The sequence below is a fragment of the Solimonas flava DSM 18980 genome (assembly GCF_000426685.1).
Lineage (GTDB): Bacteria > Pseudomonadota > Gammaproteobacteria > Nevskiales > Nevskiaceae > Solimonas > Solimonas flava.
Window position 1 is genome coordinate 234238 of record NZ_AUFV01000001.1, and the last position, 21613, is coordinate 255850.

Here is a 21613-nt window from a genome sequence, read left to right on the forward strand (position 1 = left end):
GCGCCGGATGCGCCGGCGCCCGTCGTGATGCAGCTGTCGAAGTACCGGCGGATCGCAGCCGATCCGCCCGCCAATGATGCGGCCAACGCTGTCCGCGACTGTCCCAGCTCTCGTTCGCCAGGAGTCGTCGTCATGTCGGAAGCCGCCCTGTTCCCGTTCATCGATCCCGCCGTGCAGGTCATCGTCGTCTGCGCCGGCGGATTCGTCCTGCTGTTCTTCTGTTTCTCGCTGAGCGACGCCTGGCGCGCCCGCGAACGCCGCGTGCGGCGGACGCAGGCGCCGAGGCGCGCCGATCCGGTATCCCATGCCCAGGACTCCACCTCCGAACGCGAGCCGCACTGAAGCGCGCCGGTCGCGCTGGCTGGCCGCGGCCGTCGCCGGCGCGCTGAGCCTGTGCGCCGGTCCCGCGGCGGCCGCCGCCGACACCCTGCCGGCGCTGACCCGCACCACGCTGGAGCTGGCCGCCGAGGTCGGACGCCGCAGCGCCGAGCCGCGACCGTCGCTGTACGCCGGCGTCGCCGCCGACGGTGTGCTGCTGCGCGAGCTGCGCGTGCAGCTCGACGATGACGCAGCGCTGCGCTACCAGTTCAGCGAGGACGAGGCGCGTGCGCTCGCCGCCGGTGCGCTCAAGCCCTTGCTGGCGCTGGCGCCGGGCGCGCATCGGCTGCGCGCCGAGTTCGTCGCCCGCGCCGCCGGCGACAAGCCCGGCGCGACTCGCTACGCCGCCCAGCTCGACCGCCGCTTCACGGCCGACGACGCGCCGCTCGAACTGCGCTTCAGCGCCGGCAGCCTGCTGGCCGGCGCCAGCCTCGAACTGCAGGCCGCGGCTGGCGACGTCGCGCTGCGCGAAGTCGACTACCTGCTCGGCAGCGAGCGGCCGTTCGAGGCGGCGCTGCGTCTCGCCGTCAGCGGCCGCGACGACGCGCCGCGCCGCGACGCCGCCTGGCAAGCGCTCGGGCTGTCGGCCGCGGCGAGCGACGCGGCGGCGCCGGCCGAGCGCTACCGCCAGGCGCTCACCGCAGCCGACGGCGACGCGGCGCTGCGCGCGCTCGGCGACGCCGGCGCGCTGTCGCCGCAGGGGCTGCGTCTGCGCGATCTGGCCAACGTCACGCTCGGCTATCGCGAGCTGCGCGCCGGTCGCGGCGCGGCGGCGATCGAGCATTTCCAGCGCGTGCGCAGTCCAGGGCCGTATTCGAACGCGGCGATGCTCGGTCTCGGCTGGTGCTATCTGTGGCCGAGCGCCGAGGGCGCACGCCCGGGCGACGCGCCGCTGCGGCCGGCCTCGGCCGACGCGCTGGCCGCGGCGCGGCGCCAGTCGCCGTTCCGCTACCTGCAGGCGGTGGCGAGCGGTGCGCGCGCCGACGACCTGCGCCGCGCGCTGATTCCGTGGGCCGAGCTGCTCGGCCGCGATCCACTCGACCCGGCGGTGCAGGAAGGCATGCTGGCGATCCCGTACGCGCTCGATCATCTCGGCGCGCACGAGCAGGCCGAGCGCCACTACGCGCGCGCGATCACCGCGCTCGAAGGCGCCCGCGCCACGCTCGCCGCGGCGCGCGCCGAGATCGCCGACGGCCGCCTGCTCGCGGCGCTCGACGCGCGCGACGCCGACACCGCGAGCGGCTGGCCGCGCCAGCTGGTCGAACAGCGCGACGATGCCGAGGCGGTGCCGCTGCGGGTGTTCGCCGCCGCCGACGAGGCTGCCGCGCCGCTGCGCGAGTACCGCCAGCTGCGCAGCCTGACGCGCGCGCTCGACGCCGCCGCCGCGCAGCTCGCCGCGCACGACGGCGACGCTGCGCTGGCGGCGCGCATCAACGCGCAGCGCGCGCGGCTGGCGCGGGCCGGTGACGAGGCCGCGGCCCGCCTGCGCGCGGCGCTGCAGGCGGTGCTGCTGGGTCTCGACCGGCAGACCACGCGCGCGCTCGCCGAAGCCGAGTTCGCGCTTGCCCGCGTCTACGACCGCGACCCGCACGGAGACGGCTCATGATCCGCCGCATCGGTCTGGCCCTGCTGTGCCTGACGGCCGCGCTGCCGGCGCGCGCCGACGAGCCGCCGACGGTCGGCTCGGTGACGCGCAACAACGGCCTGCAGGAAAACGGCCGCTTCATCGTGCGCACGCCGGGCATCCTGCGCGTCGAGACCTCGGCGCCGGTCGCGCCCGATGCGGTGCGCGCGATCGCGCACTACGACCGCCTGATCGCGCTCGACGGCGTCGATCCGGCGCTGCGCGCCGAGGCGATGCGCCGCGCCGCCTATCTGCGCGTGCGCCGCTTCGACCAAGGACAGGCCGATGCCGCCGAGCTGCAGCAGGCGATCGCGCTCTACCGCCGCCTGCTCGCCGAGCATCCGCAGGACCCGGCCAACGATCTGGCGCTGTACCAGCTGGCGCGTGCCGAGCAGATCGCCGGCGACAGCGAAGCGGCGATCACGGCGCTGCGCAGACTCGGTGCCGAGCATCCGCAATCGACGCTGGTCGCCGACGCGCGCTTTCGCGCCGCCGAGCTGCTGTATCTGGCGCGCCGCTACGACGAGGCCGAACCGCTCTACGCCGCGGTCGTTGCGCAGGGCAGCGGCACGCCGTACTTCGTGCCGGCGCGCGGCAAGTACGGCTGGACGCTGTATCAGCAGGGCCGCTACGAGGCGGCGCTGCCGGTGCTGCTGGCGATTCTCGACAGCGACCTGCCGCCCGGCACGCTGGAGGATCCGAAGACCGCGCTGGCCGCCGTCGACCGGCGCAAGGGCGATTTCGCCGCCGACGCGCTGAACCTCGCCGGCCGCTCGTTCGCGGCGCTCGGCGGCGGCGCGGCGATGAACGCCTACTTCGCGCAGCGCGGCGACCCGCGCTTCTCGACGCTGCTCTATGCGGCGCTCGGCGGCGCGCTGCTCGAACAGCGCCGCTATCACGACGCCGCGCGCGTCTACGCCGCGTTCATCGAACGCCATCCGCAGCACCGCCTGGCGCCGGACTTCCAGCAGCGCGTGATCGCCGCCTACGAAGGCGGCGGCTTCGCCGAGCCGACGATCGTCGCGCAGGAGGTGTATGTGGAGCGCTACAGCCCCGGCGCGCCGTACTGGAACGGCGCCGCGCCGCCCGCGGCCGTGCTCGATGCGCTGCGCGCCGATCTCGACGATCTCGGGCGCTGGCATCAGGCGCGCGCGCAGCGCCTGCCGGCGTCCGAAGCGGCGGCGCGCCAGGCCGGCTTTCTGGCGGCCGCCGAGTGGTATCGGCGCCGGCTCGCGCTGGAGGCGCCGGGCGAGACGGCCGCCGCCATCGCCATGCTGCGCGCCGACGCGCTCTACGACGGCGGGCGCACGCGCGAGGCGGCGCAGGCCTACGAGCAGGTCGCCTACGAACGGCCCAACGCGCGTTCGGCCGAGGCCGCGTATGCCGCCGTGCAGGCCTGGCAACGCCTGGGCACCGAACTGCCGCCGGCGCAGCGGCCGGAGGCGCTGCGTGCGTCGATCGCCGCGACGCAGCGCTTCGCCGACGCCTACGCCGAGCACCCGCAGTGGAGCGCGGCACTGACGCGCGGCGCGCAGGATCTCTACGAGATCGGCGACGAGGCGCAGGCGGTCGCGGTCGCGCAGCGCACGCTCACCGCCGGCCGCGCGACGCCGGCGCAGCGGGTCGAGCTCTATGGCGTGGTCGCCGCAGCGCAGTTCGCGCAGCGCGACTACGCGCAGGCCGAGACCGCCTACGTGGCGCTGCTGCGCGAGAGCGCGCTGCCGGCCGAGGCGCGCAGTGCGGCGTCCGAGCAGCTCGCCGCCGCCGTCTACCGCCAGGGCGAGGCGGCGCGCGCCGGCGGCGACCTGCGCGGCGCGGCGCGCCATTTCCAGCGCGTCGGCGCACTGGTGCCGGATGCGCGCATCCGCGCCACCGCCGAATACGACGCCGCCGCGGCGCTGATGGGCCTGCAGGACTGGCACGCCGCGGCGGCGGCGCTGGAGACTTTCCGCTCGCGCTATCCGCAGCACGCCTTGAGCGCCGAGGCCGACAAGAAACTCGCCTACGCCTACGAGCAGGACGCGCAGCCGGCCGCCGCCGCCGAGGTCTATCGCCGCGTCGCCGCGCGCGACGGCGAGACGCCGGCACTGCGCCGCGACGCCGCCTGGCAGGCGGCACTGCTCTACGACCGCGCGCAGCAGACGGCCGCCGCGGTGCAGGCCTACGAGGCCTGCCTCGACGCCTATCCGCAGCCGCTCGAACGCAGTCTGCAGGCGCGCCGCCGGCTCGCCGATCTGGCCCGCGACGCGCAGGACGACGAGGGCCGCTACCGTCACTGGCTGCAGACGCTGGTCGCGGTCGACGCCGGCGCCGCGCACAACGCGCAAACCGCGCTGATGGCGGCGCAGGCCAATCTCGAACTCGGCCGCCTCGACGCCGAAGCGGCGCGCCGCATCGCGCTGGCCGCGCCGATCGCCAGGAACCTGACGCGGCGCCAGCAGGCCAGCGAGACGGCGATCGCCGCGCTGCTGCGCGCCGCCGGCAGCGACGATGCCGAGATCACGACGGCGGCGACCTACGAGATCGGCGCGGTCTATCGCGACTTCGGCAGCGCGCTGCTCGACTCCGAGCGCCCGGCGAAGCTGCAGGGCGACGCGCTGGAGCAATACCAGATCCTGCTCGAGGAGCAGGCCGATCCGTTCGAGCAGAAATCGATCGAGGCGCATGCGGCCAATCTGCAGCGCGCGCGCCAGGGTCTGTGGAACGAGTGGATCCGGCGCAGCGCCGCGTCGCTGACCGAACTGGCGCCGGCCCGCTACGGCAAACACGAACTGCGCGAGGATCGCTATGAAGCGCTGCCCTGATGCCACTGCCGCTCTTGCCGCCCTGCTGACGGGCGCGCTGCTCGCCGCCTGCGCGAGCCAGAGTCCGGTCCCGACGCCAACGCGCGCGCGCGCCCTGCCGCCGCCGGCGGCAGCCGCGCCGGTCGATCCCGACAAGGCCGATCCGCAGCAGCGCTTCGCCGCCGCGCTGCAGCTGATGCGGGAAGGACGGCGCGACGAGGCGATCACCGTCCTGCAGGTGCTGACCAGCGATTTCCCGCAGTACTCGGGGCCGTGGACCGATCTCGGCATCCTCTATGCGCAGCTGCGCCGGCCGCGCGAGGCCGGCGACGCGTTCGACAGGGCGGTGCGCGCCAATCCCGACAACGCCGTCGCCTGGAACGCGCGCGGCGTGCTCTACCGCGAAGGCGGTGACGCCGCGCGTGCCGAGCAGTGCTACCGGCGCGCGCTGGCGGCGCAGCCGGACTACGCCAAGGCGCATTACAACCTCGCGATCCTCTACGACCTGACGCTGCGCCGGCCGCAGGACGCGCTCGCGCATTACCGCCAGTACCAGCAGCTCGCCGGCGACGAGGCGCAGCCGATGGTCGCCGTGTGGATACGCGAACTCGAATCGCGCACCATCGCCGCCGCCGGCGGCGCGCCGGCCGGAGCGCAGAAATGAAGCGGCTCTTCAGCCTCGTACTGTTCGCAACGGCGATCGCGGCGCCGGCGTTCGCCGAGCCGCCGCCGGCGGACGGCGGCGGCACCACCATCGTCGGCGAACGCGAGACCGCGGTCGGTCTCTATCTGCTGCCCTGGCAGGAGGAAGCGCCGAGCGACATCGATCGCCCGCCGGCGCACTTCGAGATGCCGGCGCAGGCGCCCGACGGCGAACGACTGCGCGCGCTGAGTCAGGCCGACGAGGCCGGCGCTGCCTATCGGCGCGTGCGCACCGAGCCGCGCTGAGACGCATCGATACGGCGGTGCGGCGCCACGGCGCGCGTTCGCTTGCTACACCGCGCACGCGGCCGCCGCGGTGCCGTCCGACGTGCCGACGGTTGATCCGCCGGGCGCGGCGTCAGCGCTCGACGCAGCGAATGCGCACGCCGGGTTGTGCGCGCAGTCGCGGCGCGAGCGCCGGCGTCGCCAGCAGTTCGCCGTCGTCGGTGAGCGCGAGCGCCTGACCGACGCCGAGGCGCGCGGCGAGCGCCCGCCAGCCGGCGGCGCCGGCGACGAACAGCGCGCCGCCGGCGGCATCGGCGAAGGCGGCGTCGGCGTGCACGACGGTCAGGCTGCGCAGGCCACGGCACGGCCAGCCGCTGCGCGGATCGAGCAGGTGCGCGTAGCGCGTGCCGCGATGCTCGAAATAGCGCTGGTCGTCGCCGTGGGTGATGACCGCTTCATCGCAGGCGTCCATCGTCGCCAGCAGGCGCGGCGCGTCGGGGCGGCGCGGATCGCGGATGCCGATGCGCCAGGCGCGTTCGTTGCGACGGCCGCGCACGGCGAGGTTGCCGCCGGCGTCGATGCTGATATTGGCGTAGCCGCGCGACTGCAGGCGTTCGAGCATGCAGTCGACGATATAGCCCTTGCCGATGCCGCCGAAATCCCAGGCGGTGTCCGGTGCCGGGCCGTAGTGCTCGCCGCCGTCGTAGGCCGGCGCCGCGCGCAGCGCCGTCAGCAACGCATCGATCTGCGTCGCGGCCGGCGGCTCGGCGCGCAGCCGCGCGATGTCGTCGAAGCCCCAGAGGCGCACGAGCGCGCCGATGCGCGGCTCGAACAGGCCGTCGCTGTGTTCACGGATCTGCCAGGCGCGGCGGAACAGCGGGCGCAGCGCGGGCGGCACCGCGACGCGCTCGCCGGCGGCGACGCGACGATTGAACTGCGCCAGCGCGCCCTGGCCCCAGGCCCAGGCATCGCGGCCGAAATCGTCGATCTCGCGCTCGATCGCGCTGATCGCCGCATCGGCCGTGACCCGGCCGCGCGGCTCGGTCATCACGGTGACGGTAACGAATGTGCCCATCGCCATGAAGCGACGCTGCAACGGCGATGGCCGGCGTAGCCAGCCCATGGTCGGAATCATGTTGAGCGGGAAGCGGGCAGGGCTGGCGGGCGGCCGCGATCCGGCCGCCCGCCGCTGCCGCGCTTCATCCACTCATTTCGGCGGATAGTATTCGTCCTGGGTGAGCTGGCCGTCATGATTGGTATCGCGGCGCTCGAAGCGCTTGTCGAGTTGCGAGCCCGGCACGACTTCGTCGCGCTGGATGATGCCGTCGCCGTTCTTGTCGACCCACAGCTCGCTGGCGGGAGCGGTGCCGCCGGGCGCGCCGACCGAGGCCGAGCCCGGCGCGTCGGTGCTGTGCCCGGGCAGCGTGCCGGTTCCCGCCGAGGCGGCACCGGCAACGGCGAACAATGCGATGAACAGCAGGTGCGACCGATCCATGTCTATCTCCCTGTCGAATCCGTGAGTCCCACGTGGTCGCCGACGCGGCGCCGCGCGGCCCGTCCATGGGCCGTGCGGCGCCGCCATGCGCGCGAAGCGGCGGCGAATCCGCCTCGCGTCGTGTTCAGCGCGGCGCCAGACGCTTGCGGTTCTGGCGGATGCGCCACCACATCCAGATGCCGCTGACCGCCAGCACCATCGCGACCAGGCCGATCAGCGTGATCAGCCACGCCCCGATCGGTCCGAACAGGCGGCCGCTGTGCAGATCGATCAGCACCTGCTCGACGATCACGCGCGGCTTGGCATACGGCAGTGCCTTCTCGCGTTCGGCCTCGGGCAGGGCCTGCGGCTGCGACCAGTCGACTTCGGTCGGCGAGACCGGCGCCCAACTGTTGCCCTCGTCGCCGCTCTGGTAGGCGTCGAGGTCCTGCACGGCGATGATCTGCGGGTCGCGCTTGAGCACGCCGACGCGGCGGATCGTCGACACCGGCAGGATCGGCGGCGTCAGCTCGTCGACGCGCTCGCCGTCCGGGCGCAGCAGCACCAGGCTCGCCGGCCCCGCGACGTACAGCAGCGGACTGCTCTTGCCGGCGACGACGAAGCCGAGCGGCGCCGCGATCTGCGTGGCCAGCGGCTTGCCGTCGATCAGCGTGTAGTCGTTGGTCGCGCTGAGCCAGTGCCCGCCGGCGCTGAAGCCGCTCTGCGGCGGCTCGGCATGCAGGCCGTACATCTGCATCAGCCACGGCCAGTCGACGCGCGCGGTGTCGAGGCCGAGTTCGACGCTGCGCGTCAGCAGCACGCCGGTGCAGGCCAGCCAGATCAGGAACGCGAAGGCGACGAGGCCGGCGCGCGAATGCCATTCGCGCAGCAGCGCGATGATGTTGCGCTTGGGCTTCGGCGCCTTGTGCGGCGGGCGCGCGCTGCGCCAGCCGCGCAGGCGCGGCAGCAGCTTCTGCCGCGCCGGCGCCGGATGCGGGGACAAGGGCTCCTTCATCGCCACGTGTGCCGGGTTCATGGCGTTCAGGCGGTCAGCGAGTCGAACACCAGCGCGGTGCGGGCCATGCGCTGCATCATCTTCACCGACAGCGTCGCGCCGGAGATGTTGTCGACCTTCTTGTCGATGCCGCCGCCGGCGGCTCTGGCGCCGATCAGCTGCTGCAGGAAGCTCGGCTGTGCGATCTGTTCGCCGCGCGATTCGCGGTAGATCAGCACGCGCGCGTGCTCGATCGCGCCGCCGGCGACGACGAAGCCGCAGGTCGTCGGCACGTAACCCTCTTTGCCGATGTCGTCGAAGATCCAGGCGCTGCGGCCGTCGGCCTTCCAGTAGCGCAGGCGCGCCTGCGGATACGGACGGCCGAACACGGCGCCGATCTGCGCCTGCTTGGCGGCGTCGAGATCGAGGACGGTGGGGGGCGGGGGAGTGCCGGGTGCGAACGCCTCGGCGATGAAGGCGTCGGGCGTCTGGAAAGTCTTGTAGATGTCGATCGCCTCGGCCTTGCGCGAGGCCAGGCCGAGCAGCGGCAGCGCGGCCAGCGCCTGCAGCAGGCGGCGGCGATCAAAAAGAGCCCCGGCGGACGAAGCCGCGCGGGGATTTGGGAAGTCGGGACTGGCGGTCGTGAGGCGGGCGGGACGCTTTGCTTTATGAATTGTCACGGCGGTTCTCGAAACGGGAAGGGCGGCCGGGATGCGGAAGGGCGGAACACGCCGCGCCGGACGTTGGCGCGTGCGAGGCGGCGTGCTCCGCTTCCGGATCTCCTCCAGGCCGGTGTGCGGCGCTCCTTACTTGGTGACGATCACGCGCGTGAACGGCGCCAGCGCGGCGATCAGGTGGTTGCAGCTGTAGTACGGGATCTGGTTGCGCTCGCAGGCGTTGTACGCGGCTTCGACGACGGCGTTGAACTGCGTCATCGTGATGCCGAGGTCGGCGTGCGCGGCGCTCATGCTGGCGCCCTGGTACTCGACCTTGGCGCCGAGCACCATCTGCTCCAACTGCGTGTTCAGCGCGATCTGGCGCTCGACGTTGCCGAACTCCTTGAAGATGTAGTTGATGCGGTTGTCGAGCATGATGTAGTAGAACAGCGACTCGACCCAGTTGTGGACGCCGTACTCGCCGCCGAAGCTGGCGACTGCCGAGCTGGGGATGCCGAGGATCGGTTTGGTCTTCTGCTCGGCGGCGAAGGCCGGTTGCAGGGAGGCGATCATCAGCGCCGTGCCGGCCGCGATCGCGAGTTTTGCCTTGCTGACTTTCATCGAAGATCTCCTGTTGCGGTCCGGATCAGAACGTCAGGTGGGTGGAGAAGTAGAAGCCGTTGTTGTCCTGCGACACCGAGATGTTGCCGAGCATCAGGTAGGCGACGACGAACGAGATGTTCTTGTTCGGCGCGTAGGCCATGAAGATGTCGTACCAGTCGCCTTCCTTCTTCTGCTGCAGCGTGTTCGACAGGCCGCCGAGGCCGATGCTGCCGAGGATGTCGGTGATGCTGGTCAGATCGAGACCGGCGACCTTGACGCTCTTGCCGTCGAGATTGTTGCCGTGCTGCTGCCACTCGGCGCCGATCGCCGTGTTCTTGGCCACCAGGTGCGCGATCGACACTTCCCAGCGCACTTCCTTCTTCGAGTCGCAGTCGCCCTGGGTGAGCAGGCGGCTGTCGCAGGAGCCGAAGCCGGTCAGGCCGATTTCGTTGGCGGCGGTGTAGCGCGCCGCGACGTTGACCAGCGTGCTGATCGGGAAGAAGATCTTGGTCGCCGCGATATAGGCTTCCCAGTCCTTGGTCTTGTCGGCGCCGAGCGTGTGGACCAGCGCCTCGCTGTGGTTCTTCTTGTACAGGCCGCCGATCGAAACCTGCGGAATCCAGCTGTCCGAGGTGTAGACCGCGTCGCCGAACAGGCGCAGCTTGGCGCCGAAGACGTCCATCTGCAGCGTCGAGTTCCACGGGTCGGTGCCGCCGCCGATGCCGAGCGTGTTGAGCAGCAGCGCCACGGTGTCGAGGTTCGACAGGTTCAGCGACAGCTTGTGCGAGGCGTACGACAGTTCGAGGCGATCGTAGAAACCGATGTTCACGCCGAACACCGAGTCCTGCAGGGCCGGCACGTTCACGTAGGTGAAGCCGGCGCTGGCATTGATGCCGTCGCGCGTCTCGTAGCCGCTGATCGTCGCCCACGGCACCGCGCCGCCGCCGCCGGCGCCGTCGACCGTGAACACGCCGCCGGTCAGCAGCACCTTGCCGTTGTTGTACCAGTCGGCGTGCGCGGCGCCGCTGGCCAGTCCCGCCAGCAGCAGCGCTACGCCACGCAGGCCCCGCCATTTGTTCGTGTGTGCCCGATTCATTTGCCCCAACTCCTTTTGTTTGAATGAAAAGCAAAGCCTGAAATGACCGCGCCCTTGCGTGGCGCGTGAGTCAGCCGACGTGCTCCGTCGGTACCGCTGCGGACATCGCGAACAAAAAAAAACGTCCACGTGCTGGGGTCTCCAGCGACGTGGACGTCGATGTCCGGTTTGAAATCGAGCGGCTTTGCCCGACTCCCTTTGACGCGTCTCGTGTGCCTATCCGTGGCGCACGGTGGAACGAAACGCAAAGCCTGTGCCAATCATTGCGAAACGATGGCAGCCGCACGCCGGTCCGGGCCGCGAGCCGCGTCGGTCACGCGGCCTTGAAAACGCGTCTCTGCGTAGGAGAAATCGACACGTGTCGCGATGCCGGACGACAGCGCGCGCGCACGCTTGCGATGCGCGCGCGTGCATCGCATACGCGCGACAAGCCTCGCCAAGTGCCGGTGCGCGCTGCCGCATGCTGGCGCAGAAATGTTTCGTGCTGGGGCGCTGCGCACCGCGCTGTGGCGATGCGCGCGCCGCATGCAGCTCGCTTCGCGCGGCGGCGCATCGTGTTCCGCGCGCGTGTGGAATGCGTGCGCGCCCGCGATCGTGAGCGCGAGCGCGATGCGCGAGGAGGCGCGGCGCCGCGCCGCGGCACGTGATCGCGCTCCTTAAATAGCGGAGCGTGATCGACGCGCACTTGCGGCGCACCGGGTCGTGCCGCTGCGACGCTGCGTCGCGCGCTCGCATCGGCAAGACCTGCATTCGGTTTGTGGCATAACGCTTGCAGCGCATTTCGCGCGCGTGATAAGAATCAGCGCACGAGCAGGCATCGTCGCCCGTTCACGGACATCGAAGTCCACGCCGGTCCCCCGACCGGCGTGGACTTTTTTGTTGCGCCAACGAAAAGCGTGCGATGCGTGGCTCGCGCATCGCGTCGGCTCACGCGGCGCGGCCGCGGCGTCGCTCGTCCACCACAAGAGCGCTGCAAGGGGATTGCATGAAGACGTTAAGAAAAGGATTTCGACGCGGCCTGGTGCCGATGGCGGTGCTGACATCGTTCGCGGCGCCGGCCGCGCAGGCGCAGGAGAGCTGGCTCGACGACACCTATGTCGCGCCGATGGCGTCGTACTCGATCGCCGACAGCGATCGCCATACCGACGATGCGTTCGGCGGTACGCTGGGTCTGGGCTGGCGGCTGTCCGATCGCGTCGAAGTCGAACTGCTCGGCACCTATCTGAAGTACAAGGCCGACGACGGCAACTCCAACGAGCCCTGCGGTCTGCTGCGGCGCTGCACGCCTTACGAGGATCAGGAAGTGTCCGGCGGTGGCGTCGGCACCAACCTGTTCCTGACGCCTTACACCTTCGGCGGCCTGTTCCTGCATCTCGACGTGATGGCCGCGAGCAATGCCGTCTACCACGCCGGTCTGGGCCTCGACCTGCCTCTCAACGACCGCGGCTTCGCGGTGCGCGCCGAGGCGCTGTGGCAGTCGAACTACGACTGGGATTTGAAGGAGCCGGTCTTCAACCTCGGCCTGCGCATTCCGCTCGGTCCGCATCGCGAGCCCAAGGTCTATCAGCCGGCCGAGCCGGTGCAGGTCGTCGAGCCGGTCGCGCCGCCGCCACCACCGCCGCCACCGCCGGCGCCGTGCACGATGGGCGCCGACGGCAGCGTCGACCTCAGCGGCTGCAAGACCGGCGACACGGTCGTGCTGCGCGGCGTGAACTTCGAGTTCGACAAGTGGAATCTCACGCTCAACGCCAAGGGTCTGCTCGACATGGTCGTGGCCGCGCTGCAGAAGCGTGCCGATATCAAGGTCGAGATCGACGGTCATACCGACAGCAAGGGCTCCGACAGCTACAACCTGAAGCTCTCGGATCGACGCGCCAAATCGGTGATGGACTATCTGCTCGCCAAGGGCGTCGCGCCGTCGCGGTTGTCGTCGAAGGGCTTCGGCGAATCGATGCCGATCGCCGACAACACGAGCGATGAAGGTCGCGCGATCAATCGTCGCGTCGAACTCAAGGTCGTCGAATCGAGCCAGGGTGCGGTGACGGTCGAGCAGGCCGGCCAGCCGGCGCAGCGCTATGCGCCGCCCGCCGCGCCGCACGAGCACGAGGCGCCGATGCCGATGGCGACACCGGCCCCGGCGCCGGCACCGGTCGCGGCGGCCACCGGCGGCACGACGGTGACGATCGAGAACATGGCGTTCGGTCCCGGCGTGCTGACGGTCGCCGCCGGCAGCACCGTGACGTTCCTGAACAACGACGGCTCGAATCACATCGTGCGCTTCGCCGACGGTCAGCAGAGCCCGCGTCTGCCGATGGGCCGCACGTGGACGCGGACCTTCACGGCGCCGGGCGAGTATCCGTACGTGTGCATGATTCACCCGACGATGAGCGGCAAGATCATCGTGCAGTAAGCGTCGCGGCCCGGGTGCGCCGGCCCGCAAGGACCGGCGCATCCCGAGCGGGGACGTCGCGCAGTCTTTTGTGGTGCGGCTTTCGCTCTCTGGCGGAGCGGCATGCGCGGATGCAGGGCGCAGAGGGCGGATGGCAGCGCGTCGCCATCGCCGGCGTGTTCCGTTGCGAGGCAAGCGGGGCCCGGATCTGCACCGTTTTTAGTAGAGCTGTCACATTTTCTGGCATACGCTTTGCGATATGCCAGGCAGGATCAGCGACGATCTTGCATTACCGTCTGCGGTCAACGACGCCCGCGCCCCGTTTCTTCTTTTGGGAGCACGAGCATGTCGAAGGCCACATCCATTCAGCTGTTCAGTCTGTCCAGCCCGCAGATGCGGGCGTTCCATCTTTCCTGGCTGGCGTTTTTCGTCTGTTTCTTCGCCTGGTTCGCGGTCGCACCGCTGATGCCGGTCATCAAGGGCGAGTTCGGTCTGAGCAAGGACCAGATCGCCAACATCAACATCGCCGCGGTCGCGATCACCATCCTCACGCGTCTCATCATCGGGCCGCTGTGCGACAAGTACGGTCCGCGCAAGGTCTACACCGCGCTGCTCGCGATCGGCGCGATTCCGGTACTCGGCATCGCGCTGGTGAAGAGCTATGAAGGCTTCCTGTTCTTCCGCCTGCTGATCGGTTCGATCGGCGCCAGCTTCGTCATCACGCAGTACCACACCTCGGTGATGTTCGCGCCGAACGTGGTCGGTACCGCCAATGCGGCGTCGGCCGGCTGGGGCAACGCCGGCGGCGGCGTCACGCAGACGGTCATGCCGCTGGTGCTCGCCGCGGTCATCAGCCTCGGCGTCGACCATGTGTACGGCTGGCGCGTGTCGATGCTCGTGCCCGGCGTGCTGATGCTGATCGTCGCGGTGCTGTACTGGCGCTACACGCAGGACTGCCCGGACGGCAACTACCAGGAACTGCGCGCGCGCGGCGTCGAGATCGAGAGCGGCAAGAAAGGCGGCTGGGCGGTATTCAAGGCGGCCGCGGCGAACTACCGCGTGTGGATGCTGTTCGTCACCTACGGCGCCTGCTTCGGCCTCGAACTGTTCGTCCACAACGTCGCGGCGAGCTACTACGTCGACAAGTTCGATCTCGACCTCAAGACCGCGGGCCTGGCGGCCGGCAGCTTCGGCCTGCTCGCCCTGTTCGCGCGCGCGCTCGGCGGCTGGATCTCCGACCGCGTCGCCAGCCGCAAGGGCCTCGATGCGCGCACGCTGCTGCTGTTCGCGCTGATGCTGGGCGAGGGCATCGGCCTGCTGTGGTTCTCGACGACCACCTCGGTGACGATGGCGGTGGTCGCGATGCTGACCTTCGGCCTTTGCACGCACATGGCCTGCGGCGCGACCTATGCGCTGGTGCCGTTCATCGACCGCGCTTCGCTCGGCGGCGTCGCCGGCATCATCGGCGCGGGCGGCAACGTCGGCGCGGTCGCGGCCGGCTTCGTGATGAAGGGCGTCGGCGACGTGCAGCAGACCTTCGCCTGGCTCGGCGGCTTCGTCGTGCTGTCCTCGCTGTGCGCGATCGCGGTGCGCTTCAGTGCCACGCACAAGGCGCGCGAGAACACGCTCTACGAGGAAGCGCTCGCGCAGCGCCAGGCGCTGCGGCAGTCGACGGCGGGAGCGGTACCGGAAGCGGCCTGAAAGCGCACGCGATCCACCCGCGAGGCATAAGAATCAAAATGAATCATCGCAAGATTGTCGTCGTCGGCCACGGCATGGTCGGCCACAAGCTGCTCGAGGCGCTCGTCGAGCGCCCCGAGCTTTCCCTGACCGTGCTCGCCGAGGAACCCCGTCCGGCCTACGACCGCGTCCATCTGACCGATTTCTTCTCCGGCCGCAGCGCCGACGATCTGCTGCTGGCGCGGCCGGACTTCGCCGAGGCCTATGGGGTCGATCTGCGGCTGTCGGCGAAGGCCACCGCGATCGATCGCGCGGCGAAGACGGTGACGCTCGCCGACGGTGCGAGCGTGCCGTACGACATGCTGGTGCTGGCGACCGGCTCGTATCCGTTCGTGCCGCCGATTCCGGGCAAGGATCGTCCCGGCTGCTTCGTCTATCGCACGATCGAGGATCTCGAAGCGATGCGCGCGGCGGCGGCAGGCGCGAAGAGCGGCGTCGTCATCGGCGGCGGCCTGCTCGGCCTCGAAGCGGCGAAGGCGCTGAAGGATCTGGGTCTGGCCACGCACGTCGTCGAATTCGCGCCGCGCCTGATGGCGGTGCAGGTCGACGACGGCGGCGGCCGGCTGCTGCGCCGGAAGATCGAGGAACTCGGCGTCACCGTGCACACGCAGAAGAGCACGACCGAGATCGTCGACGGCGATCCATCAAATGGCGGGGCCAGGCACAAGCTGAAGTTCGCCGACGGCAGCGAACTCGAGACCGACATGATCGTGTTCTCGGCCGGCATCCGCCCGCGCGACGAGCTGGCGCGGCAGGCCGGCCTCGAAGTCGGGCCGCGTGGCGGCATCGTCGTCGACAACGCCTGCCGCACCTCCGATCCGGACATCTACGCGATCGGCGAGTGCGCGCTGTGGGACGGCAAGATTTACGGTCTGGTCGCGCCGGGCTACGAGATGGCGCGCGTCGCCGCCGACCACATCGCCGGCGAGTCGACGCTGGCCTTCGCCGGCGCCGACATGAGCACCAAGCTCAAGCTGATGGGCGTCGACGTCGCGTCGATCGGCGATGCGCACGGCACCACCGCCGGCGCGCTGTCGTACCAGTTCGCCGACGAGGTCAGACAGGTCTACAAGAAGCTGGTCGTCTCGGCCGATCGCCAGCGCCTGCTCGGCGCGGTGCTGGTCGGCGATGCCGCCGAATACGGCGATCTGCTGCAGATGATGCTCAACGGCCTGACGCTGCCCGAGCAACCGGAGGCGCTGATCCTGCCGCTCGCGGCGGGCGGCGGCGCCGTCAAGTCGTCGGGCGTCGGTGTCGATGCCTTGCCGGCGAGCGCGCAGATCTGCTCGTGCAACAACGTTTCCAAGCAGGCGCTGTGCGAGTCGATCGCCAGCGGCTGCACGACGCTGGCGGCGCTGAAGAAGAGCACCAAGGCGGCGACGACCTGCGGCGGCTGCGCGCCGCTGGTCACGCAGGTGCTGAAGGCGGAGCTGAAGCGTCAGGGCGTCACCGTCAACAATCACCTCTGCGAGCACTTCCCGTACTCGCGTCAGGAGCTGTATCACCTGGTGCGCGTCGGCAAGCTGGAAACCTTCGAGCAGGTGCTGCACAAGCACGGCCGCGGCCTCGGCTGCGACGTCTGCAAGCCGACCGTCGGCTCGATCCTCGCCAGTTGCTGGAACGCCTTCGTGCTGCAGAAGGAGCACGCGGCGCTGCAGGATTCGAACGACTACTATCTCGCCAACGTGCAGAAGGACGGCACCTATTCGGTCGTGCCGCGCGTGCCGGGCGGCGAGATCACGCCGGACAAGCTGATCGCGATCGGCGTGGTCGCCAAAAAGTACGGCCTCTATACCAAGATCACCGGCGGCCAGCGCATCGACCTGTTCGGCGCGCAGGTGCATCAGCTGCCGGCGATCTGGCGCGAGCTGATCGACGCCGGCTTCGAATCGGGCCATGCCTACGGCAAGGCGCTGCGCACGGTGAAGTCCTGCGTCGGCAGCACCTGGTGCCGCTACGGCGTGCAGGATTCGGTCGGCTTCGCGATCGATCTGGAGAACCGTTACAAGGGCCTGCGCTCGCCGCACAAGATCAAATTCGCGGTGTCCGGCTGCACGCGCGAGTGCGCCGAGGCGCAGGGCAAGGACGTCGGCGTGATCGCCACCGAGAAGGGCTGGAATCTCTACGTCTGCGGCAACGGCGGCATGAAGCCGCGCCACGCCGAGCTGCTCGCTGCCGATCTCGACAGCGCGACGCTGATCCGCTACGTCGACCGCTTCCTGATGTTCTACATCCGCACCGCCGACCGCCTGCAGCGCACCAGCGTGTGGCGCGACAACCTCGAAGGCGGGCTCGACTACCTGAAGGACGTCATCGTCAACGACCGTCTCGGCATCGGCGCGGAGCTGGAGGCCGAGATGGCGCTGGTCGTCGCGAGCTACCAGGACGAGTGGAAGACGGCGATCGAGGACGAGCAGACCCTCAAGCGCTTCCGCACCTTCGTCAACAGCGACGCCGTCGACGATCACGTGCTCTTCGTCGAGGAGCGCGGCCAGATCCGGCCGGCGCGCGCCGAGGAGCGCGCCGGCTTCAAGGGCATCGCGGTCGTCGCCGCCGTCGGCGCGCAGGAGGCATGATGAACGTCTCCGCAAGCTGGCAGCCGGTCTGCGCGATCGACGACATCGTGCCGGACACCGGCGTCGCGGCGCTCGTCGGCGGCCGCCAGATCGCCGTGTTCCGCCTGCGCGCCGACGATCGCGTCTACGCGATCGACAACCGCGATCCGTTCTCCGGCGCCAATGTGCTGTCGCGCGGCCTGGTCGGCGATCTGCAGGGCGAGCGCGTGGTCGCCTCGCCGATCTACAAGCAGCACTTCAGCCTCGCCACCGGCCGCTGCCTCGAAGACGCGGCCCACAACGTGCAGGCCTACGCGACGCGCGTCGCCGACGGCATGATCTGGGTCGATCCGGCGCCGCTGCGCAGCTACGTGCCGGCGCCGAAGCCGCGCGAGCGCATGCGCCTGGTCGTGATCGGCAACGGCATGGCCGGCATGCGTGTCGTCGAGGAGCTGATCGAGGCGGCGCCCGATCTCTACGAGATCGAAGTGTTCGGCGCCGAGACGCACGGCAATTACAACCGTATCCTGCTGTCGCCGGTGCTCGCCGGCGAGAAGAAGGCCGCCGACATCATGCTGCACGCGCCGTCGTGGTACGCCGAGCGCGGCATCACCTTCCATGCCGGCGATCCGGTCGTGGCGATCGACCGTCCGCGCCGCATCGTGCGCTCGCAGGCGGGCAGGACCACGAGCTACGACCGCCTGCTGCTGGCGACCGGCTCGAAGCCGATCGTGCTGCCGCTGCCGGGCCGCGATCTTGAAGGCGTGACGACCTTCCGCGATCTCGACGACGTCGACGCCATGCTGGCAATCGCCAGCACGCACCGCCGCGCCGTCGTCATCGGCGGCGGCCTGCTCGGCCTCGAAGCGGCGCACGGTCTGGCCAGGCGCGGCATGCAGGTCGAGATCGTGCATCTGGTCGACCGCCTGATGGAGCGCCAGCTCGATGCGCCGGCGGCGGCGCTGCTCAAGGCCAAGCTCGAAGCGCGCGGCATGAAGATCCACCTCAACGCCAGAACCGAGGCGATTCTCGGCGGACCGGAGTCTGCCGGGCGCGTCAGCGGCGTGCGTCTGGCCGACGGCCAGGTGCTCGACGCCGATCTCGTGGTCATGGCGGTCGGCATCCGGCCGAACATCGACCTCGCGCAAAGCATCGGCCTGCGCTGCGATCGCGGCGTGCTGGTCGACGACACCATGCAGACCTTCGATCCGCGCATCTACGCGGTCGGCGAATGCGTGCAGCATCGCGGCCGCACCTACGGCCTCGTCGATCCGCTGTGGGGCCAGGCCTATGTCTGCGCCGCGCAGCTCGCCGAGCGCGGCCACATGCGCTACCGCGGCTCGCAGGTCTCGACGCAGCTCAAGGTCGCCGGCATCGAAGTGTTCTCGGCCGGCGACTTCGAAGGCGGCGAGGGCACCGAGGATCTGGTGCTGCACGACGCGCAGCGCGGCGTCTACAAGCGGCTGATCCTGCGCGAGCACCGTGTCGTCGGCGCGGTGCTGTACGGCGACACGCGCGACGGTGCCTGGTACTTCGAGCTGATCAGCGAGGGCAGCGACGTCGGCCGCTATCGCAACCGGCTGCTGTTCGGCCGCGAGTTCGCTCTGCGCAGCTGATTCCCGCGATGGCTATTCCGAAAAATTCCGGGCTCCGCCGCTGCCGCGGCGGGGCGTTCGCAGGAGCGCGGTCATGAGCGGCGCCGATGGCGGCGTGCTGACCACCTGTCCTTACTGCGGCGTCGGCTGCGGCGTGCGCGTGCCGGCGGCCGACGCTGCGGTGCAGGGCGACGTCACGCATCCGGCCAATGGCGGACGGCTGTGCGTGAAGGGCAGCACGCTGCACGAGACGCTGGTGCCGCAGGGCCGCCTGCTGCAGCCGCTGCAGCGCGTCGCCGAGAGCGGTCCCGACGCGCTGCAGCCGCTGGCCTGGGATGCGGCGCTGGATCGGGTCGCCGGCCGCTTTGCGCGGACGATCGCCGAGCACGGCCCGGACAGCGTCGCGTTCTACGTCTCCGGCCAGCTGCTGACCGAGGACTACTACGTCGCCAACAAGCTGATGAAGGGCTACATCGGCTCCGGCAACATCGACACCAATTCGCGGCTGTGCATGTCCTCGGCGGTCGCCGGCCACAAGCGTGCGTTCGGCGAGGACGTGGTGCCCGGCTGCTACGAGGACTTCGAACTCGCCGATCTGATCGTGCTGGTCGGCTCGAACACCGCCTGGTGCCACCCGGTGCTGTACCAGCGCATCGTCGCCGCCAAGGAGCGGCGTCCGGCGCTGAAGCTGGTCGTCGTCGATCCGCGGCGCACGCCGACCTGCGATCTCGCCGATCTGCATCTGCCGCTGCGGCCGGGCAGCGACGTGCCGCTGTTCAACGGTCTGCTGGCCTGGCTCGCCGCGCACGGCGCCGTCGACCGCGACTTCGTCGACGGCCACACGCGCGGTGTCGACGCGGCGCTGGCCGTGGCCCGCGACAGCGCCGGCGACCTCGACGCGCTGGCCGGTCAGTGCGGCGTGCAGCGCGAGCGCCTCGAAGCGTTCTACGCGCTGTTCGCGGCGACCGAAAAGACCGTCACGCTGTTCTCGCAAGGCGTCAACCAGTCGGGGCAGGGCACCGACAAGGTCAACAGCATCATCAACTGCCACCTGCTCAGCGGCCGCATCGGCCGGCCCGGCATGGGGCCGTTTTCGATGACCGGCCAGCCGAACGCGATGGGCGGGCGCGAGGTCGGCGGCCTCGCCAACACGCTGGCCGCGCACCTGGATTTCGCCGAGCCGGCGCAGCGCGCGCTGGTGCAGCGCTTCTGGGCCAGCCCGCGCATCGCCGAGCGGCCGGGCCTGAAGGCCGTCGATCTGTTCGAGGCCGTGCATGCCGGGCGCATCAAGGCGATCTGGATCGTCGCCACCAATCCGGTCGTCAGCCTGCCGGACGCCGACCGCGTGCGCGAGGCGCTGCGCCGCTGCGAGTTCGTCGTCGTCTCCGACGTCGTACAGCACACCGACACCGCGCAGCTCGCGCACCTGCTGCTGCCGGCGCTGGCCTGGGGCGAGAAGGACGGCACCGTCACCAACTCCGAGCGCTGCATCTCGCGCCAGCGCGCGTTCCGGCCGGCGCCCGGCGAGGCGCGTGCGGACTGGTGGGCGTTCGCCGGCGTCGCCGCGCGCATGGGCTGGGCCGATGCCTTCGCCTACGACACGCCGGCGGCGATCTTCGACGAGCACGCGCGCCTGTCGGCGTTCGAGAACGACGGCGGCCGGCGCTTCGACCTGCGCGGTCTGGCCGGCCTGACGCGCGCCGAATACGACGCGCTCGCGCCGATCCGCTGGCCGGTGCTCGAACGCGGGCAGGGCACGGACCGGCTCTACGGCGACGGCCGCTTCTCGCACGTCGACGGCCGCGCCGTGTTCGTGCCGACCGCGCCGGTGGCACCGGCGCATGCGCCGGACGCGGCCTACCCGCTGGTCCTCAACACCGGCCGCGTGCGCGACCAGTGGCACACGATGACGCGCACCGGCCTGGCGCCGACGCTCGGCGGCCACCTGCCGGAACCGTACGTCGATCTGCATCCGGCCGACGCCCTGGCTTGCGGCGTGCGCGACGGCGGCCTGGCGCGCGTGATCTCGCGCTGGGGCTCGCTGGTCGTGCGCGTGCGCAGCAGCGGCGAGCTGCGCCGCGGCCAGATTTTCGTGCCGATCCACTGGAACGACCAGTTCGCGTCCGATGCGCGCGTCGGCGCGCTGGTCAATCCGGTCGTCGATCCGCACAGCGGCGAGCCCGAGTTCAAGCACACGCCGGTGCGCGTCGAGGAGTTCCGCGCCGACTGGCATGGCCTCGCCTACACGCGCGGCACGGTCGATCTGCAGCGCCTCGCCTGGTGGGTGCGCGTGCAGACCACGGCGGCGCAGCGCTACGAGTTCGCCGGCCGCGGCGTCATCGCCGACCGCGCGCAGTGGGCGCGCGCCTTCCTCGGCGTCGACGAGCCGGCGCCGGACTGGATCGAGTATCGTGACGACGGCAGCGGCGTCTACCACGCCGCCTACATCCGGGACGGACGCCTGCAAGCCTGCCTTTACATCGCGCCGCGCGAGATGCTGCCGGCCCGCGACTGGTTCGCCGGGCTGTTCGAGCGCCTGCGCCTGTCGCTGCGCGACCGCGCCAGCCTGATGGCCGCCGAACCGTTCACCGGCGGCGCCGACGCCGGGCCGCAGGTCTGTTCCTGCTACAAGGTCGGCCGCAACACCATCGTCAAGGCGATCCGCGAGCAGGGCCTGACCACGCCCCGGCAGGTCACCGCCTGCCTCAAGGCCGGCGGCAACTGCGGCTCCTGCCTGCCGGAAATCCGCGGCCTGCTCGCCGAGTGCGCGCTCGTCGAGCGCGCCGAGCCGGCCTGAGC

The 21613-nt window shown here is 70.7% G+C and carries 16 protein-coding genes; 10 read left to right on the forward strand and 6 right to left on the reverse strand.

The window, feature by feature from the left end:
* Positions 1 to 132: 132 nt before the first annotated feature.
* From K343_RS0101075 to K343_RS0101095, 5 genes are read left to right on the forward strand one after another with little or no spacing between them, the layout of a single operon-like run.
* The gene (locus K343_RS0101075; RefSeq protein WP_028006496.1) at positions 133 to 342 is read left to right on the forward strand and encodes a hypothetical protein; all 210 of its coding nucleotides are present in this window, start codon (positions 133 to 135) and stop codon (positions 340 to 342) included.
* Positions 305 to 1984, forward strand: a complete 1680-nt coding sequence (locus tag K343_RS0101080) for a hypothetical protein (RefSeq protein ID WP_028006497.1) — start codon at positions 305 to 307, stop codon at positions 1982 to 1984. Before K343_RS0101075 ends, K343_RS0101080 begins: the two co-directional genes overlap by 38 nt.
* Positions 1981 to 4806 (forward strand): tetratricopeptide repeat protein, encoded by a 2826-nt coding sequence (locus tag K343_RS0101085; protein WP_051277807.1) that lies wholly within the window; start codon positions 1981 to 1983, stop codon positions 4804 to 4806. The genes K343_RS0101080 and K343_RS0101085 overlap by 4 nt, the downstream gene beginning before the upstream one ends.
* On the forward strand, positions 4790 to 5449 hold the full coding sequence (locus tag K343_RS0101090) for a tetratricopeptide repeat protein (RefSeq protein WP_051277808.1): 660 nt from the start codon (positions 4790 to 4792) through the stop codon (positions 5447 to 5449). Before K343_RS0101085 ends, K343_RS0101090 begins: the two co-directional genes overlap by 17 nt.
* Positions 5446 to 5733: a hypothetical protein gene (locus tag K343_RS0101095; RefSeq protein WP_028006500.1), complete on the forward strand. Its 288-nt coding sequence runs from the start codon at positions 5446 to 5448 to the stop codon at positions 5731 to 5733. Before K343_RS0101090 ends, K343_RS0101095 begins: the two co-directional genes overlap by 4 nt.
* A gap of 112 nt (positions 5734 to 5845) precedes the next feature.
* Here K343_RS0101095 and K343_RS0101100 read toward each other — a convergent pair whose 3' ends face one another.
* The 6 genes from K343_RS0101100 to K343_RS0101125 all read right to left on the reverse strand — a co-directional run bounded on the left by K343_RS0101100 (position 5846) and on the right by K343_RS0101125 (position 10535).
* Positions 5846 to 6787, reverse strand: a complete 942-nt coding sequence (locus tag K343_RS0101100) for an FAD:protein FMN transferase (RefSeq protein ID WP_245585088.1) — start codon at positions 6785 to 6787, stop codon at positions 5846 to 5848.
* A gap of 132 nt (positions 6788 to 6919) precedes the next feature.
* Complete coding sequence (locus K343_RS0101105) at positions 6920 to 7207, reverse strand: EF-hand domain-containing protein (protein ID WP_028006502.1); 288 nt, start codon at positions 7205 to 7207, stop codon at positions 6920 to 6922.
* 124 nt (positions 7208 to 7331) lie between these two features.
* Complete coding sequence (locus tag K343_RS0101110) at positions 7332 to 8222, reverse strand: PepSY-associated TM helix domain-containing protein (RefSeq protein WP_028006503.1); 891 nt, start codon at positions 8220 to 8222, stop codon at positions 7332 to 7334.
* Between the two features lie 5 nt (positions 8223 to 8227).
* The gene (locus tag K343_RS0101115) at positions 8228 to 8860 is read right to left on the reverse strand and encodes an FMN-binding protein (protein WP_028006504.1); all 633 of its coding nucleotides are present in this window, start codon (positions 8858 to 8860) and stop codon (positions 8228 to 8230) included.
* A 126-nt stretch (positions 8861 to 8986) separates the two neighbouring features.
* The gene (locus tag K343_RS0101120; protein ID WP_028006505.1) at positions 8987 to 9457 is read right to left on the reverse strand and encodes a group I truncated hemoglobin; all 471 of its coding nucleotides are present in this window, start codon (positions 9455 to 9457) and stop codon (positions 8987 to 8989) included.
* A 25-nt stretch (positions 9458 to 9482) separates the two neighbouring features.
* Complete coding sequence (locus K343_RS0101125) at positions 9483 to 10535, reverse strand: DUF3034 family protein (protein WP_028006506.1); 1053 nt, start codon at positions 10533 to 10535, stop codon at positions 9483 to 9485.
* A gap of 985 nt (positions 10536 to 11520) precedes the next feature.
* Between K343_RS0101125 and K343_RS0101135 the strand changes: the two genes are divergently transcribed.
* From K343_RS0101135 to K343_RS0101155, 5 genes are all read left to right on the forward strand, one after another.
* On the forward strand, positions 11521 to 12945 hold the full coding sequence (locus K343_RS0101135; protein ID WP_084615576.1) for an OmpA family protein: 1425 nt from the start codon (positions 11521 to 11523) through the stop codon (positions 12943 to 12945).
* Positions 12946 to 13269: 324 nt separating this feature from the next.
* Positions 13270 to 14625, forward strand: coding sequence for a NarK family nitrate/nitrite MFS transporter (locus K343_RS20330; protein ID WP_051277809.1), 1356 nt, complete (start codon positions 13270 to 13272; stop codon positions 14623 to 14625).
* A gap of 38 nt (positions 14626 to 14663) precedes the next feature.
* Positions 14664 to 17240 (forward strand): nitrite reductase large subunit NirB, encoded by a 2577-nt coding sequence (gene nirB, locus K343_RS0101145; protein WP_028006508.1) that lies wholly within the window; start codon positions 14664 to 14666, stop codon positions 17238 to 17240.
* Complete coding sequence (gene nirD / locus K343_RS0101150; RefSeq protein ID WP_028006509.1) at positions 17240 to 18835, forward strand: nitrite reductase small subunit NirD; 1596 nt, start codon at positions 17240 to 17242, stop codon at positions 18833 to 18835. Before nirB ends, nirD begins: the two co-directional genes overlap by 1 nt.
* Positions 18836 to 18908: 73 nt before the next feature.
* Positions 18909 to 21611: a nitrate reductase gene (locus tag K343_RS0101155; RefSeq protein WP_028006510.1), complete on the forward strand. Its 2703-nt coding sequence runs from the start codon at positions 18909 to 18911 to the stop codon at positions 21609 to 21611.
* Positions 21612 to 21613 lie beyond the last annotated feature (2 nt).

What these genes read in the sequence shown, in the direction of transcription:
- K343_RS0101075 (WP_028006496.1), top strand. Translation starts at nt 133, where the DNA reads ATGTCGGAAGCCGCCCTGTTCCCGTTCATCGATCCCGCCGTGCAGGTC.
- K343_RS0101080 (WP_028006497.1), top strand. Translation starts at nt 305, where the DNA reads ATGCCCAGGACTCCACCTCCGAACGCGAGCCGCACTGAAGCGCGCCGG.
- K343_RS0101085 (WP_051277807.1), top strand. Translation starts at nt 1,981, where the DNA reads ATGATCCGCCGCATCGGTCTGGCCCTGCTGTGCCTGACGGCCGCGCTG.
- K343_RS0101090 (WP_051277808.1), top strand. Translation starts at nt 4,790, where the DNA reads ATGAAGCGCTGCCCTGATGCCACTGCCGCTCTTGCCGCCCTGCTGACG.
- K343_RS0101095 (WP_028006500.1), top strand. Translation starts at nt 5,446, where the DNA reads ATGAAGCGGCTCTTCAGCCTCGTACTGTTCGCAACGGCGATCGCGGCG.
- K343_RS0101100 (WP_245585088.1), bottom strand. Translation starts at nt 6,787, where the DNA reads ATGGGCACATTCGTTACCGTCACCGTGATGACCGAGCCGCGCGGCCGG.
- K343_RS0101105 (WP_028006502.1), bottom strand. Translation starts at nt 7,207, where the DNA reads ATGGATCGGTCGCACCTGCTGTTCATCGCATTGTTCGCCGTTGCCGGT.
- K343_RS0101110 (WP_028006503.1), bottom strand. Translation starts at nt 8,222, where the DNA reads ATGAACCCGGCACACGTGGCGATGAAGGAGCCCTTGTCCCCGCATCCG.
- K343_RS0101120 (WP_028006505.1), bottom strand. Translation starts at nt 9,457, where the DNA reads ATGAAAGTCAGCAAGGCAAAACTCGCGATCGCGGCCGGCACGGCGCTG.
- K343_RS0101125 (WP_028006506.1), bottom strand. Translation starts at nt 10,535, where the DNA reads ATGAATCGGGCACACACGAACAAATGGCGGGGCCTGCGTGGCGTAGCG.
- K343_RS0101135 (WP_084615576.1), top strand. Translation starts at nt 11,521, where the DNA reads ATGAAGACGTTAAGAAAAGGATTTCGACGCGGCCTGGTGCCGATGGCG.
- K343_RS20330 (WP_051277809.1), top strand. Translation starts at nt 13,270, where the DNA reads ATGTCGAAGGCCACATCCATTCAGCTGTTCAGTCTGTCCAGCCCGCAG.
- nirB (WP_028006508.1), top strand. Translation starts at nt 14,664, where the DNA reads ATGAATCATCGCAAGATTGTCGTCGTCGGCCACGGCATGGTCGGCCAC.
- nirD (WP_028006509.1), top strand. Translation starts at nt 17,240, where the DNA reads ATGAACGTCTCCGCAAGCTGGCAGCCGGTCTGCGCGATCGACGACATC.
- K343_RS0101155 (WP_028006510.1), top strand. Translation starts at nt 18,909, where the DNA reads ATGAGCGGCGCCGATGGCGGCGTGCTGACCACCTGTCCTTACTGCGGC.